This is a genomic window from Roseovarius atlanticus, assembly GCF_001441615.1.
Lineage (GTDB): Bacteria > Pseudomonadota > Alphaproteobacteria > Rhodobacterales > Rhodobacteraceae > Roseovarius > Roseovarius atlanticus.
The window spans coordinates 35,057-49,790 of the sequence record NZ_LAXJ01000029.1; the positions used below are offsets into that span (position 1 = coordinate 35,057).

Genomic DNA, 14,734 nt, shown 5'->3' on the forward strand with positions numbered 1-14,734 from the left:
AGCTCCATAATCTCCAGGTATCATTTCTTGAACAGACCTTCAGATCTTAGCTTCAGCCAGTACCTCGTATGCCGCCGCTCGCCGGTTCGAGCGAGCACGCCCTTCTCGACCAGATCCTTCAGATCGCGGGTCGCGGTCGCGCGTGAGGTTCCGGTGATCTTGAGGTAGTTGTCGGCGCTGAGGCCGCCTTTGAAACCGCCAGGGCCTTCCCGAAACATTCGAGCGATGGCCTTGGCCTGGCGTTCGTTCAAGTGGTCTCTGTGACGATCGTAGAAGTGTGCCTTGCTGATGAAGAAGCCGACGCGGTCGAGTGTTGCCTGTTGGGCTTTCAAGACAACTTCCGCGAACCAGACGAGCCAATCGGTCACATCGAGCGTTTTTTGATGCTGCTCGAGCTGGTCGTAGTATGCCTTGCGCTGCTTCTCGATGGTGAAGGCGAGCGAGATGAGGGTCGGCTGGCCAATATTCTGCGCCAGCGACTTTTCAGCGAGGGCGCGACCCAAGCGTCCGTTGCCGTCTTCGAATGGGTGGATGCTCTCGAAATAGAGGTGGCTTAGCCCTGCGCGCGTCAGCGCTGGAAGCGGCTCTGCTCCCCCCGGCCCGGTCTTGTTGTACCAATCCGCGTATCGCTCCATCTCAGGCATGACCCGCTCTGAGGGCGGCGCTTCGAAATGGATCGTGGGCCGGTCAAGGCGGCCGGAAACGATTTGCATCGCCTCGGCGTGTTGTCGGTAGGCCCCGATGGTTTCCAACCGACGGTCATGGGACAGGAGCATTCGATGCCAGCGGTACAGCGTCTCATGGGTCAGCGGCTCTGCAAAACTGGAATAGACGTCGACCATCATTTCCGCGACGCCCTGTTCGCGCGGTTTGGCAGGGTAGCTGTCCGGATCGAGGCCCAGATGGCGGCGCAACGAAGACTGGACACTGAGCCGGTCGAGGATTTCACCCTCGATGGCGCTCGTCTGCATTGCTTCCTCGCTGAGCAGTTCGATGCGAAGTTGCTCGCGCTCCGGCTGGCTGACATGATGGACCGCGCCGAGGATTTCTCCGGACGACAGCAGGAACGTCTGCTCAAACGGCTCCAGCGCGGAGGCGTCATACCGGAAATCCGGCCAATCAGGCAGCGTCCAGTTCCAAGCCATGAGGTATAGATGTCCTTTCTATAACTCAAACATAGATCACTTTTGAGGCATAGAAGTCAACTCTATCGCTCAAAGGACCTGCGGGATGGGATGACCCACAAACCGACGCGAGGCCTTGAGCTAGGCCTTTTCAAGGTGCGTCAGATCTTGCTGACGCGGTCTGGGGATCTTTGGATCGACAGGGTTCTGTTCCGGCGCTGGAATGAATGGCTCATAGCGAACGTCCGCCATGGCGCCGTCGAACCAGGCAGGCTGCACGTCACCATTGTTCCATTGGTAAAGGTAGCCAACCAGATTTTCAGATGTCTTGCAGAGGATGCGCATGATCGGTTCGCCAGTCAGGCGGGGCTTCGTGTTCATAATGCGTTCCTCCAAAATGGACCTCGTAACTCGTCACCACTGAGGTCTGAAATTCCCTATGACGCTCATTAGCGCCACGCTTTCCGCAACTGCAAGGCGAGCTTCGGGCGGTGGGCGAAAATCCACCGGCGAAATGCAAGTTATCTTTTCAGATAGGTCTCTTACGGTGCGTGCGGTTCATGCGGTGATGCAGCGCGAACCGCAATTTCTTCCAAGATTTTGTCGATCTCGCTCCATATGCGTGGTTCCATCTGGCCACGGATCAGGGCCCATTTACTCAAGACGTCGAGGGGGTCGTGGTCCCGGAGGAGGACACCCAGGCTGGCCGCATCTACTGCCAGAGATGTACGGGCCTGCCACTGCGTGTTTCGAGTGCGCCGCTCCTCCGCGATTGGCGCGAAGACCGGCGACAGTTGCCAGCCTTTGACTGCACGGCGCAGGGCGGCGCGCACCACATGTGCTGGCTCGACACCACAAGCCTGCAGCGCTGCTTCCTGTCGTTCGAGTGCGTTGACCCTGATGTCGATCTTCCGGGTGGGGCTCAAAGCGCGCGCCGATACGGGAGCTCTCAGGCTGGTATGCGGGTCTGAGCTTTTCGCGGTGACTTGGTGCGGCGCCACGGCACCTTCCGGCACAAGCTCTGACCCGTGCCGATCCGCGTCAACGTCAGCGGCTGGGGTGCCTGTCTTTGTTGCTGTGACCTGTGCCTCATCTTCCTTCCCGGGAATCTCGCGGTCACCCTGTTGCAGGGTGGCGGCGTAGGCTGGGTCGGGCCTAGTGATGGTCGGGATCTTCTTGCGCAATCGACTGTCCTCACGCAGCAAGAATATTGTTGAGGATGTCCGTCGCCTCCTCGAGCGCCTCGACGACATGACGTACGTGTGGACGCATCAGAGGGTTTGGATCAGATTGCTTTTCCAGCGCCAAGGCGTGGAGAAGCCCCTTCTGATCCATCTCCTTGTAAGTGTTTCGTCGCATCATGACGGTCTCAATCACCGGAAAACGGGTGAGCGCTTCTTCAATCAGGGCGGCGTCAGCACGGGTCGTTTTCGGGTCAACCATGTTGAGGACGACGTGGTGGCGCGGAAGGCTGGAGGGGTCGTCAACGCGGGATTTCAGCTTCTCATACCAATCGGCAGTCTGTGCGCCGACATCGAAATCAGACGTCGACAGCATGACAGGCGTCACAATGTGGTCCGCAAGCACCGCAATGCCGTCTGACCATTCGGCACCGACCCCTGCGGTATCGATGAAGATGAAGTCTGCCGTGCCTGCCATGTAGACCTGATCGATCTGGTCCTCGACACCCGCCACGCTTTCGACGGTGGCCGAGCAGAGAAGCGGCGAACTCAGCCCACCGGCTTCCGCCCGAGCATGCCAGGCCCCGAGTACTCTCGTGCTGTCCGTGTCGATCAACATCACTCTGCGTCCGGCGGCGATCGCGGCGCTGATCAAGGCGCGCGAAAGCGTCGTTTTTCCACTGCCCCCTTTCCGGGCCATCGCTGCGATCACCACAAGATTTTCGTTCGGCATTCTGATCCTCCGCAAAAATAGTGAATCGCAACGATAATACCAAAATGTCGCTAAACGCATGAGGCGGAGGGGTCAAGCAGAAGTCGGGATGCGACCCGCGTCTGGCATGCTGCGGGCGGCGTTTTGCGATGACCGTGCAACGTCTGCCGTGGCGCCTTCAGCATTCGTCGCGGGGCACCACACACCCTCCAAATGTCGGGATGCGCTTGGCGATGTGCTGCGGACGGAATGCAGGTGACGGATAGCGCGCTCCAGACGACGGGAGGCAGTCTCGCGTATGTCGTTCTGCGGGTGACGCGAGACGGTCAGCATGCGGCAAAACCCGTCTTGCGGGGTGCAAGAGACGGGGCGCGAAAGACGCGATGCGCGATGCGGAGACCGCATCGCGTGGTGCAATGAGCGCGACGCGCGATCCATTTGACAAAGGACGGGAAATCGCCCCTGCAGGGCGATTTTCTATATTGAGTACAATCCCTTATGGCCGACTCCACTTGCGTTGGGAGTCGGCGGGCTTGTACGAAGTTGGCAAGAAATAGGAACGTTAACTTCAAAATGCCCCGCTGTCGTAGACTGTCAGAGATCGAGCGATCGACCATCGCCCAGGACCGCCGGAACGGCGTCTCCGCGGCGTCGTTGGCAGCCCGCTACGATGTCAGCCTTAAGACGATCTACAACGTGGTGAACCACTGGGGTGAGCGTCAGACAGCGAACGGCAGCCGATCGCGGGTTGTGGGGATCCGGGTCTCGGACGACGACCTGCGCCGGTTCGACGCGGCTCTGTCGCGGCGCGGGATTGCGCACCGCTCGGATGCCATGCGCCGCCTGATGCTGGCGGCCGAAGGTGTCTTCCTGCCCGACGACGCGATGTGTGACGAGTTGCGCAACCTCGGCGCCGCACTCAACCGGGTCGGCAACAACGTGAACCAGATCGCGCGACGTCTGAACGAGGCCAAGGTGCGGGGCGAGAGACTGTCCTACCCGGCCTCAAGTCACCGTGACGTCCGCGCCCTTGCGGGTCTGGTCTTCGATCTGGCCGACCAGGTCCAGGAGATGTCGCGTGCGCGGCGCAGCCTGCTGGACCTTGAGATCAGCTCTGCCCTGGCGGGCCTCGCCGAGAGGGATGAGAATGGCGCGGAGTGACCGGGTCCGTGGCATCGACCCGGCGCTCTTTGACCGCGGCTGGAGCCGGGTTTCGGGATCCTGGCAGGGGCTTTCGAAGGGCGCGCAGATGGTTCGGGCCGCGCGCGGCTATTCGCCAGCGATCTTCAAGGCTATCTCGAAAGGGGGCTGCCACACCGGGGCGCAGCTACGGGCGCAGCTCACATATCTCACGACGAAGTCGACCCATATCCTCGACAGCCGCGGCACCCATGACGGGAAGAAGCAACTCTCGGAAGCCGAGATCAACCGAGTGGCGCGGCGGTTCGAGAACCAGTGGAACGAGCGCTACAGCCCCAAGCTTGGCCATACGTCGCATCTGCTGATGGCATTCCCGGTTGGGACCAGGGGTGAAGAGGTTCGCGATATCACCCAGGCGGTCTGCGAGAAGTTCTTTCAAGGTGAGGGCTCGCAATTCGACTATATTGCTGCAATACACCAAGATCGCGCGCATCCACATGCGCATATCGTTCTGAACCGCCGCAGCAAGGATGGCGAAATGTTCTTTCTCGGGAAGGATCATCACTTCAACTACGACGCCTTTCGCGAGGCGATGGTCGAGGCGGCCCAAGTTCATGGGATCCGCCTTGAGGCGACGCGCCGTCTAGATCGCGGCGTCACGACCTACCGCGCCGAGATCGATGAAATCTACAAGGCTCGCGACGAAGGTCGTCCCCCAGTCGAGCGCCAGAGAACCGGTGCTGACCTGGCGGCCGCTCTGGAAACCGTCCGGCACAAGGCGTTGATCTACCGTGGGCTCGCGGCGGAGGCGTCACGTTCGAATTTCGACGACGTGGCCGAAGCGCTCGAGCGGGCCAGCACCATCCTTGCCAGTGGCGGTCAGATTCAATCTGACGGAGCCATCTACATGTCCCAAGACGAAGCAGCGTTCGACACGCTGATCACCGAGTTTTCTCAGAACATTCGCCAGATCGAGGCGGCGATCGACAGGGCGCCGGCGGCCGAGAGGCCGGTGATCGAGCGCAAGCTGACCGACGTTCTGGCCTCGGTCGCGCATTTGAACCCGCTCGGGGATCGCTCCGCCGCCCTGGTCGATGCCCCATCCCGGGACGGCATCTATGCAAGGCCGAACTTAAGTGAAGAACACCTCGCGCGTCTTGACGATGGAGAGGTGGCATCAAAGCTGGCCGAGGCTTTGCAAGGCACGGGCATCGATGCCGAGTCTGTGGCCGCGCGCCTGCGGGAGGGGGCAGGCAATGCCGCATTGGAGCGCCAGTGGCTGGCACAGGATCTGCAGGGGATTGCCAAAGCAAGCGACCTCGATCTGGAGAAATCTGCGGACCGGGAAGAAGCGCTCGACCGGCTGGAAGCCACGCATGTTCGGTTGGGCGATGTTCTGACCGATGTACGCGTCCTGCGTGCGCCAACCGAGGTCGACGAGGTGGATGACGCTGAGGAAGTGCTCGGTGAGCGGTTGGCGGCACCAGGGGGTGATCTCGTGAAGGACGGGCCCGACATTTTTGCCCCATCGGAGCGGCAGGCGTTCAGGGCGCTGGTGGCGCAGTTCCGCCGGACGGATTTCGATCATCCGTTCTCCGACGACCCGTCTGTAAGGCGGGCCGGCGCCGTGGAGGTTGAAGAGGCCCGCGTCGCGTTCGGCGCCTATGCGCAGAGATCTCCGCAGCATGCCGAATTGGCCTCGATGGCCTGGGAACAGATGACTGACAGTCGAATGCCGCAGCAATATGCGGTATCTGAGCAGGACCGCACGTTGCATGCTGGCGACATGGACCTCGCCTTGCGGGATCCCTCGGATCATCTCGGTCCGATCACCGAAGAAGTCCGCACACTCGCCCGCTATCGCACGGAAATGCCGGATGATGAATTCGGGCAGGCCGTCCAGGACGAAATCAATCACCTTCGTTCGCTCGGCGCGTCGCGTGCCTATATCAGCGAACGCAGTTTCGAGATCGAGGACCAGGCGCGACAAGACTACGCCGAGCGCCGGTATCTGGAAGAGACAGCGCCAACCGTCATGGCCTTTGTGCGAAACGCCGACGTCGAGGGCCCGCTCTCCGAGTCAGAGCAGCAGGACATCGTCCGGCAGATAAACGAGCGACTAAGCCCCGACGCAATCGACGCGCTGCGGGCCGGAAACGCGGACGTCCTGGACACATTCACCGAGGATCCGCTGCGCCAGCTGGAACTCGCCAAGACCTATCTTCAAGGCAGCGAGGTCACCGCGCATGGCCCGGCCATGGAGCGCGTTCTCGATGCTCTGGCCGAAGAGCAGATCGAGGCGCAGCGCGCGCGCCACGCCGCGGCCCATGGTGAGAAGGGGATCACCCATGGATAAAGGCAAGATTGCCTTAGGAGTGTTGAGCCTTGTGCTGGTCGGTCTCGCCATGGGCTATGTCGTGGCGACCGGCTTTGTCATGTTCCGCTATGGGCTTTCTCCCACGCGTTTCGACGTCACCCTGCTTGCCCGCGAATATCGGGGTCTGTCTCAGTCCGCACCAAAAGACTTCCTCTGGGTGAACCTCATCCTTGGCGGCTTCGGTCTGGCATCGCTGATGCTGAGCGTCACGCTCCTGGGGGATGCACTCACCCGATTTGGGACTACGCATTGGCAGACCCGCGGTGAGATGAAGAGGAACGGTTTCTTTGCCAGGCCCGGTGGCGGCTTCCTTTTGGGCAAGCTCGGCTCCCCGAAATCCAAGCGCCCGTTCCTAGTCTCAAAAACCTTCCCCCACGCGCTGATCGTGGCGCCTACAGGCCGGGGCAAGGGCGTGGGGTTCGTGATCCCGAACCTGCTGACCTACAAGGGCTCCGCCGTGGTGCTGGACGTGAAAGGCGAGAACTTCCGCGAGACCTCGCGCTTCCGCGCCAGCATGGGGGACAAGGTTTTCCGCTTCGCGCCGACCGACTGGGACCGACCGACACATCGCTATAATCCGCTGGCGCGCATTGCTGCCATGACCAACCCCGACCGGCAGCAGATGGAGCTTAAACTCACCGCGAAGCTCTTTCTGCAGACCGACAATGAAAAGCTGAGCGGGCTTTTGGCCGGGGGTATCGACCTCTTCGTGGCGGCCGGCCTTCTGGCCTTCGAGCGCGGCGTGCCGACCATCGGCGAGATCTATCGCATCACAGCCTCGGGGGGCGACAAGCAGAAGGAATACCTGAAGCGTTCACAGGAGGTGAAAAACAAGTCGGCCAAACTGATCTTCGAGCGTATGGCATCGACAAACAACGACACCCTCACTTCCTACCTCTCCCTCCTGATGACATCGGGTCTCGACACTTGGGACAACCGCGCGATCGACGCGGCCACCGCGACCTCTGACTTCTCATTCCGGGATATCCGCCGCCGCCCACATGCGATCTATCTTGTGGTCGAATCCGAGATGATCCGACCGCTTGCCCCGCTGATCCGCCTCTTCTTTTCGGACCTGATTGCCTCGCTGCAGGCGCGGGAACCCGGCGATGACGAGCCCTGGCCGGTCATGATCTTGCTCGACGAGTTCGACCGGCTCGGCAAAATGCCGATCGTCGCCGAGAGCATCAAGACGCTGCGCTCCTTCGGCGGCAACCTCGCCATCGTGACCCAGACCATCCCCGCGCTGGACGAGATCTATGGTGAGAACACCCGCCGGTCGCTGCAGGGCGGCGCCGGGGTAAAGCTCTACCTCACCCCGTCCGAGCAGAAGACCATCGAGGAGCTGAGCCAAGCTGTCGGCAAGACCACAAAGCGCGTGGTGACCCGCTCCCGCGCGGTCGGACGCAATCCGTTTGAAGGGCGAAGCGTCTCCGAGCGGACCGAGGATACCCCGCTTTTGACCGAGGATCAGGCCCGGCGGATGGACCTCGACGAGGTTATTCTAGTGATAGACGCGCAGATGCCGATCCGCGCTCGGCGGATCAAGTACTTCGAGGATCCGACGCTCAAGGTGCTGCACGCGGGCCAGTCGGGAAATTTCCCGTATCCGGACGAGGAAGGCGTGCGGCGAGATCGGCAGATGTCCGAGACCCGCGAGACGGTGGCTAGGCTGAAGCAGGAGCTGCAGGAGGTGCGGGCGGCAGCAGGGGCACGAGGAGCTGGACCAGCAGCCGCATTGGCGACGGCAGGGGCGCCTTCAGCTGAGCCGCGGGACTTAATGCCTAGGATGTTAGGCCGGGCGCGAGGCAGAGCCGCTCGCTCGGAGGTGGGTGGCGCAGGTGTAGGTCAGTTGTCGGTCGATCTGGCTAGCTTGGGAATCAAGGAGGCAGACAGGTCAGAGTTTGAGGCTGCTGTTCAGACGACACGGGCAATCATCAAAGAGCACGGGTGATCGGTGCAAGAACTGATTTTCTAGCATCCATCGATGGTGTTCGGAGTGGCGATTGACGTCATTTGGCATGGTTTCAGCAAGCGCCAGCCCTCTGGGTTGACGATGATCTCTAACAAGCCGTTTCTCTGCAGCCATAGATTGACAAATAAGCAAATCAGGTTTACAAAGTTCCAAAAATAGCGCGGGTGAGGCCAGTGGAAGTTGACAAATCTCTAATTAACCGGCTTCTCGAAGCCGCCATGTCAGCGGATTACACCTCCCTTCGACGTATTGGCAATGAGTTCGCGAAACAACTCGCGAAGCAGAATGACCATGACGGAGCCAAGGCAATACAAGCGATTCTGCGAAAGCGTGGGGTGCCGCTTCAAGCGTCGGGTTATGCCGAAGCTTTGCCGCGCGATGCCGCGTCGCGATTGCCGTTACTCGAAGAAGGTCAGTGGCCCACGACACCGATTATGCTCAACGGTGAACCTGGCGCTACGATTTCGCAGTTTATTGATGACGCGAAGCATATCGATCTCCTCAGTGAGAAAGGTGTGTCTGCGCGCCTCGGGTTGTTGCTTTATGGCCCGCCTGGCACGGGTAAGAGCCTTCTGGCAGGGCATGTCGCCGCATCGCTCGGGCGTCCATTTTACATCGCTCGGCTGGACTCATTGATCTCCTCCCGCCTTGGCGAGACAGCCAAGAACATCCGGGGCGTGTTTGAGTATGTACCTGCTAAGAAGGCAGTGCTTTTCCTCGACGAGATGGATGCGATTGCCAAAGTCAGAGATGATCGCCACGAACTGGGTGAGTTAAAGCGCGTCGTTAACACCGTGCTTCAGGGTTTGGATTCGCTGACCGATGATGTCGTCACCATCGCAGCCACCAATCATCCGCACCTTCTTGATCCCGCAATATGGCGGCGCTTTCCGTACAAGGCAGAAATTAGCCTGCCTGACCGCGACGTGCGTGAAAGCCTGTGGCTGCACTTTCTCTATGAGGGGCAAGAAGCACGTCGAGATGAAGCGACACTGCTCGCGCAGGTTTCGGATGGACTCAATGGCGCTGATATCGAGAACATCGGCCTTGCTGCACGGCGACGTGCGATCCTCTCTGGGGCGGAACCTGCCCTAGCCAAAATTCTTCTTGCGGTCTCGGGATCGAGATCGGGCAGCGCGCGCTTGATTGGTAACGACGATTTGGACGCTCAAGCCAAAAGAACCTTGAGTAGTTTTCTTAGCGACAAAGGTGGGATCAACCAAGCTGAGATTGCCCGGATCATCGGCGTCAGCCGCCAAATGGTGAATAAGTATCTGAAGGAGGTGCAGGATGGCTGACTCTCCGCGGCGCCCCCTACTGAATCCGGTTTTGCGCTTCACGCAAGACCCAAAGCCCAAACGTGTGACTGGCGGCGGAAAGTCCGCCGATAGCATTATTGGAAACCGGCTGGATGAGCAGCGTGAGGCTTTGGCACAAACCTTCCGAACAATGGCAGAGTCCGTGGTCAATCAACCGAGCTTCAGCGGTCAAGTCGTCGTGTACGCTGGTATGTTCGAAGACTCGCTTGCACCGTCATATACTCCCGATGATCTTTTCCATCCTATTCATGGTGCGCGCCTTATCGCCCCGCATCGCACGGGCTACCTCATCGAGTTTCAAGCTGATCAGTTGGTGAGGCTCGCCGAGCAGATCGAACGCACAACGCGGGTAAAAGAACTGGTAGACATCTCGCGGGTGCAGAGCGCGCGGTTCTTCAGCGAAGAGAATGCTCGCGGTGGGCGGAAACTGAGTGCCTTGTGGGATGCCGCCCCCGAAGCCGAAGACGGCCGCGCCTTTATCACCTGGCTGATGCCACTGCGAAGCAGGGAAGCGGGCGAACATCTTATCCAAAAGGTGGCGGGGCTGCGTGACAACGCCATCTTGTCCCCGCGGCCGCTACTAGAAGACATTCGGGGCGCCCTTGATAGTAGTGTTCCTGCCGTCATGCGCCGAAGCTTGCAGGCTGCGGCCAGTGAAGGAGATCGCATCGCGCTTGCGATGCGTGACTACCGGCAGCGGGGGCACGCTCGCGCGACATTCATTATTCCGTCTCAAGCGGCACTAGCGCAACTCTTAGCGTCCGGCACCGTTTTCAGGATCGACCCCGTGAGTCCGATCACCAGCACGGCGCCAGGAGATGGGGCGGAACCAAACCGCCCTTTGCCCGCCGACATGTCGGGCCTGCCGGTCGTCGGGGTGGTGGACGGGGGGTTGACGGCTAATTCCTACAAACCGGCCGAAGCGTGGCGGGCACCGGCATTTATCCCTGACGTCCATGCTGACACGAAACATGGCAACCAAGTCACTTCGTTGATTGTGCAGGGTCACGACTGGAACAACAATCTGGCGCTCCCGCCGCTTTATTGCCAGGTCGGGACGGTACAAGCTGTCCCGAAACATGGCTCGTCCATCTTTGTCGATCCGCAAAATCTCGTCGCCTATCTCGACGGTTTGATGGGGGCGGCGACGAACACGCGAGTCTGGAATTTCTCGTTGAACATCAAAGAGGATTGCCCACTCGATGGCGTAAATTCTCTGTCGCATGACATTGCAATGCTGGCACGCAAGCATGCGGTACTGCCGATCATTTCGATCGGGAACAAGCCCGGCGGCCACATCCAACCCCCTGCCGATTGCGAAGCCGCGATCACGGTTGGGGGCCGGCAGCATGATGCCAACGGAAAGCCTGCCGGAGAGTGTGGAGTTAGCCTGAGCGGCCCTGGGCCCTCCTGTATGCTGAAGCCTGATCTAACCAATTTCTCGAAGGTGCGGGTGATCGGCGGCACCGTCACGGAAGGATCGAGCTTTTCCACAGCACTGACCTCTCCGGTGGCGGCACATACTATGGCGCGGCTTCGGGACGCCTCACCTGATTTGGTCAAAGCACTGCTTTTGCACAATGCGGATCGGGACGCTTTTGATGCCAAACTGGGGTTCGGAACACCCGCGGTCGATCCGTTGCCTTGGGAATGTCGGCCAGGATTTGTTACGCTACAATGGACAGCGCAGCTCCGGCCAGGCGCGGCGTTCTATTGGGAGCTTCCGATCCCCGCTTCGCTTCGCAAGACAGGTAAGCTGAAGGGTGCCGGAGCGCTCACTGCCATCCTTAACCCGCATCCTATGGTTTCCGAGATTGCTGGGATGAACTACTTCAGCGCGCGCTTGGAAGCCGCGTTACAATTCGAGCGCGGAGTAACCTCGAACGGCGATGCAAAATTTCATAACTTGCTCGGGTCACTTGAAAAAGAGCGCCTGACCGAACAGCAAGCGCGAGAATTGGACCACAAATGGTCGCCCGTGCGCCACCACAAGAAATCTTTCGCGCGCGGCGTCCAGTTTGATGGTGAAAACCTGCGTGTGTATGCCCGCCTCTTCAGCCGCGATCTCTACCTCTACGGAATGAACAATACCGAAGAAGTGCCCCCGCTGGAGACGGTCTTCGTTCTTTCGATCGGTACGGGTGATGAAAACGACGATGTTTATAACGAACTCCGAGACGAACTCGGAACGTTCGTGGAAGCTGCCGTCATCGACACTGAGATTGATGTAGAAATCGGGGACAGCTAACCTTGCAGCGTTCTCGGTTCGGTGAAGGATTCGAAAAGGTCACTATTCGGATCCTGTGAGGAACATGTCGCCGCCAATGTTCCTCCATTTGGTTTGGTAGATTGTACGATTTGTGTCCTTTGCGCCGAAACAAAACTCAATCAGAGAAGCTGAGCGCGGCGCTATTGCCCTAGTCGCTTTGCCCTCTCCGCCATCCTGACCACCTGCGCGCTCGCCGTCGCCGCGGCGCTTTTTACCGCAGCAGGAGCGTGTACAGTTCCACGTCCAATCGCCTCACCCGTCGTGAGCGCCCCTATCCGTGCCCTGCCCTGGACACCAGATGTGTTAGCCAGCCCTCGCAGTACCCCTGCGGACCCGCTGACGATCGCCGGTGCCGCCGCCACCATTAGGTTTCCCGAGATGCCGCGAACGATCAGGGGTGTTGCTGCTACAAATCCTTTGGCCAGGAAAACCATGACGAAGAACGGCACGAGCGATCCGATGTTGGTTGCCGAGTTCGGATCACCCAGCTGGGCTAGCAGCGAATTCGCCATGCCGACGACGGTCGAGAACATTGCTGCGATTACGATGGGGTAGAAGGCATAGCTGACTGTCGTCGAGACCCATCTGTGGAAGAAATCTTTGGTTGCGTCGAAGAGCGACAATGCAATCATGATCGGAGCAAGGCCGAGCATGAGGGTCAGCATCATCTTGGCGAATATGAGGACGATGCCGGTCATGAAGCCAAGGAGGCTCAAAAGAATAAGCCCGATGCCGCCTAGGATCGCGCCCGTCATCCAGTTCAGGTTGCTGCCGATGGCATTCAGGTACTGGCTGAATTTTTCGATCAGGATGTCGAATTCGCCGGCAAAGTGTGTGGCTCCGGCTCCTCCGCCGCCAACCGAAGACACCAGTGCGCCAGCGACGTAGTCCAAGCCTCCAATGACTGCGTTTGCTACTGCATTGAAGTTTGCCCAATTGAAGGCGAACAGACCGATAAGGGTCAGCTTGATCAGGTACCAGAAGAAGCTGGCCCCATCCATGCTGCGGAACTGGAATGCCATGTTGATGCAGACGCCGATTAGCGAAAGCGTGACCATCAGCAGGACGATCGTGCCGGTATTGCTTGCCACGGCCCCGAACTGGGACTCAGCCGCATCGACAAGGAACGCGTCTGCCGTTCCGACCATCCAGCTGACGACGCCCATTACCAGTTGCCTTGAGCTTCGCAGATTGTACGCACGCTTGGCTCGAGTTGCTTCCTTACTTCAATCCAGTCGCGGCGAAACGCTGAATGCTCGGCTTGGCTAAGGCCTGCATACCTTTCATGATATTCGCCATCGGAGCTATCCCAAGCGGGAAAGCGGGTTTCACAGCTGCAGTCGCCAGATTCAGCGATCTCCTCCCAGGCCCGAATTTCGTACAACTCCATCAAAGCTGCTGCCTTGTAAGCTTCACGCGGATTGATTTCGTCCATCCAAGTCGGTCGCGCCGGACGATCGTTGCAGATCCGGTATTGTTGAGGCGACATATCGACTGTGAGATCGTTTGAAACCTGAGGCGAAGTCTGCGCCACAAGGGGGCCCGCCAAGGCGGCAAGCATGAGTGCGAGAATTGGTTTTCGCATCTGGGGGGTTCCTTTTTTACTCAGCGGCAACGGAGGGGCTCTTGTTGCCTCTGCCGTCGACCGTGTCGAGGTTCAAATCTGTGGTTTGACCCGGGAGGAAGAACTCGGTGATTCCGCGCGCGCCTTCATGGCGGCCTGCCTGAATGATCACGTCGATCGAGCCCTCAATGTAATCGATCATGTCGGCATAGGTCATCGGCACATCGGTTTTCAGGGCGGCGATGGCGAGGCGGCGAACAGCAAGTTGTGGGGTCTCGGCATGCAGCGTAGTCAGCGATCCACCGTGGCCGGTGTTGATTGCCTCGAGAAACGTCATCGCCTCGCGCCCGCGGACTTCGCCGAGGACGATCCGGTCGGGTCGCATGCGAAGCGTTGAGGCCAAGAGCACATCGGCGCTGCGGGCATCCGTGTCCCGGTCCGCGATCAACGTCACGACATTGGGCTGCTCGGGGCGCAGCTCGGCCGCCTCCTCGATGGTGATGATCCGCTCTTCGGGCGGGATCAGCGAAAGGATCTTGCGCGCCGCGACTGTCTTGCCGGTCGAGGTGCCGCCCGAAACGATCATGTTGAGCTTGTTCTCGACGCAGAAGCGCAGGGCGGCATCGATGTCGCCGGAGGCCACCACATCGCGGAGCGCGGCGTTCCGTTCGCGACGCAGACCCTCAAGGCTGCGTTCCTTGCCGAAAAGGAATCCGAGTTTGACCTTCTCAAGCGGCAGGGAGGAGAAAAACCTAAGAGAAATCGAGAAACCGCCCTCGACTGCCGGCGGCTGGATCACCTGCGCGCGGATTGGGCGATCTCGATATAGGATCGAGACCGAGACGATAGGCTTCTTCGTGCTGAGCGTCGTCGAGGCGGCGGAGGCGATCTGGTTGCCGAGGTCCTTGATCTCGGTTTGGGTCAGCGGCGTGCCGAGGCCCTGCATGAAATGATCGCCCTGGAACTCGCCCCAGACATGCCCGTCGGGGTTGATGCAGATCTCGATCGTATCGTCGCGCTGCACCGGCGCGCCGAGGCGATCGAGCGAGGCTTCGAGATAGCTTGCCGCCATG

At 59.8% G+C, this 14,734-nt stretch carries 12 protein-coding genes; 5 read left to right on the forward strand and 7 right to left on the reverse strand.

From position 1 onward, the window contains the following. Positions 1-20: 20 nt before the first annotated feature. The 4 genes from XM53_RS20480 to XM53_RS20495 form a co-directional block, all read right to left on the reverse strand. Positions 21-1,145: a Fic family protein gene (locus tag XM53_RS20480; protein ID WP_057796671.1), complete on the reverse strand. Its 1,125-nt coding sequence runs from the start codon at positions 1,143-1,145 to the stop codon at positions 21-23. A gap of 120 nt (positions 1,146-1,265) precedes the next feature. Further along, positions 1,266-1,505, reverse strand: a complete 240-nt coding sequence (locus XM53_RS20485; protein WP_038147482.1) for a hypothetical protein — start codon at positions 1,503-1,505, stop codon at positions 1,266-1,268. A 161-nt stretch (positions 1,506-1,666) separates the two neighbouring features. Next, on the reverse strand, positions 1,667-2,308 hold the full coding sequence (locus tag XM53_RS20490; RefSeq protein ID WP_057796707.1) for a hypothetical protein: 642 nt from the start codon (positions 2,306-2,308) through the stop codon (positions 1,667-1,669). Positions 2,309-2,318: 10 nt separating this feature from the next. Continuing rightward, the gene (locus XM53_RS20495) at positions 2,319-3,038 is read right to left on the reverse strand and encodes a nucleotide-binding protein (protein WP_009574174.1); all 720 of its coding nucleotides are present in this window, start codon (positions 3,036-3,038) and stop codon (positions 2,319-2,321) included. Between the two features lie 552 nt (positions 3,039-3,590). Between XM53_RS20495 and mobC the strand changes: the two genes are divergently transcribed. The 5 genes from mobC to XM53_RS20520 all read left to right on the forward strand — a co-directional run bounded on the left by mobC (position 3,591) and on the right by XM53_RS20520 (position 12,076). After that, a complete protein-coding gene (gene mobC, locus XM53_RS20500; protein WP_057796672.1) occupies positions 3,591-4,178 on the forward strand; it encodes a plasmid mobilization relaxosome protein MobC in 588 nt (195 codons plus the stop codon). Next, entirely contained in the window at positions 4,165-6,513 is a 2,349-nt protein-coding gene (locus XM53_RS20505; protein WP_057796673.1) for a relaxase/mobilization nuclease domain-containing protein, read from the forward strand. The genes mobC and XM53_RS20505 overlap by 14 nt, the downstream gene beginning before the upstream one ends. After that, positions 6,506-8,488, forward strand: coding sequence for a type IV secretory system conjugative DNA transfer family protein (locus tag XM53_RS20510; protein WP_057796674.1), 1,983 nt, complete (start codon positions 6,506-6,508; stop codon positions 8,486-8,488). The genes XM53_RS20505 and XM53_RS20510 overlap by 8 nt, the downstream gene beginning before the upstream one ends. 194 nt (positions 8,489-8,682) lie before the next feature. Continuing rightward, positions 8,683-9,807 carry an AAA family ATPase gene (locus tag XM53_RS20515; protein WP_201455457.1) on the forward strand — a complete coding sequence of 375 codons (1,125 nt, stop codon included), beginning with the start codon at positions 8,683-8,685 and terminating at the stop codon, positions 9,805-9,807. Then, positions 9,800-12,076: a S8 family serine peptidase gene (locus XM53_RS20520; protein ID WP_057796675.1), complete on the forward strand. Its 2,277-nt coding sequence runs from the start codon at positions 9,800-9,802 to the stop codon at positions 12,074-12,076. Before XM53_RS20515 ends, XM53_RS20520 begins: the two co-directional genes overlap by 8 nt. A 161-nt stretch (positions 12,077-12,237) precedes the next feature. Here the strand turns inward: XM53_RS20520 and XM53_RS20525 are convergent, their stop codons facing one another. Genes XM53_RS20525 through XM53_RS20535 form a run of 3 tightly spaced genes read right to left on the reverse strand, consistent with a single transcriptional unit; the run spans position 12,238 to position 14,733 of the window. Then, positions 12,238-13,263: a type IV secretion system protein gene (locus tag XM53_RS20525; protein ID WP_057796676.1), complete on the reverse strand. Its 1,026-nt coding sequence runs from the start codon at positions 13,261-13,263 to the stop codon at positions 12,238-12,240. Continuing rightward, positions 13,263-13,712 carry a hypothetical protein gene (locus XM53_RS20530; RefSeq protein ID WP_236544583.1) on the reverse strand — a complete coding sequence of 150 codons (450 nt, stop codon included), beginning with the start codon at positions 13,710-13,712 and terminating at the stop codon, positions 13,263-13,265. The genes XM53_RS20525 and XM53_RS20530 overlap by 1 nt, the downstream gene beginning before the upstream one ends. Next, on the reverse strand, positions 13,699-14,733 hold the full coding sequence (locus tag XM53_RS20535; RefSeq protein WP_057796678.1) for an ATPase, T2SS/T4P/T4SS family: 1,035 nt from the start codon (positions 14,731-14,733) through the stop codon (positions 13,699-13,701). Before XM53_RS20535 ends, XM53_RS20530 begins: the two co-directional genes overlap by 14 nt. Between the last annotated feature and the right edge of the window lies 1 nt (position 14,734).

Coding starts and splice junctions, on each gene's coding strand:
- mobC (WP_057796672.1), top strand. CDS start 3,591: ATGCCCCGCTGTCGTAGACTGTCAGAGATCGAGCGATCGACCATCGCC.
- XM53_RS20495 (WP_009574174.1), bottom strand. CDS start 3,038: ATGCCGAACGAAAATCTTGTGGTGATCGCAGCGATGGCCCGGAAAGGG.
- XM53_RS20525 (WP_057796676.1), bottom strand. CDS start 13,263: ATGGGCGTCGTCAGCTGGATGGTCGGAACGGCAGACGCGTTCCTTGTC.
- XM53_RS20535 (WP_057796678.1), bottom strand. CDS start 14,733: ATGGCGGCAAGCTATCTCGAAGCCTCGCTCGATCGCCTCGGCGCGCCG.
- XM53_RS20520 (WP_057796675.1), top strand. CDS start 9,800: ATGGCTGACTCTCCGCGGCGCCCCCTACTGAATCCGGTTTTGCGCTTC.
- XM53_RS20485 (WP_038147482.1), bottom strand. CDS start 1,505: ATGAACACGAAGCCCCGCCTGACTGGCGAACCGATCATGCGCATCCTC.
- XM53_RS20510 (WP_057796674.1), top strand. CDS start 6,506: ATGGATAAAGGCAAGATTGCCTTAGGAGTGTTGAGCCTTGTGCTGGTC.
- XM53_RS20505 (WP_057796673.1), top strand. CDS start 4,165: ATGGCGCGGAGTGACCGGGTCCGTGGCATCGACCCGGCGCTCTTTGAC.
- XM53_RS20480 (WP_057796671.1), bottom strand. CDS start 1,145: ATGGCTTGGAACTGGACGCTGCCTGATTGGCCGGATTTCCGGTATGAC.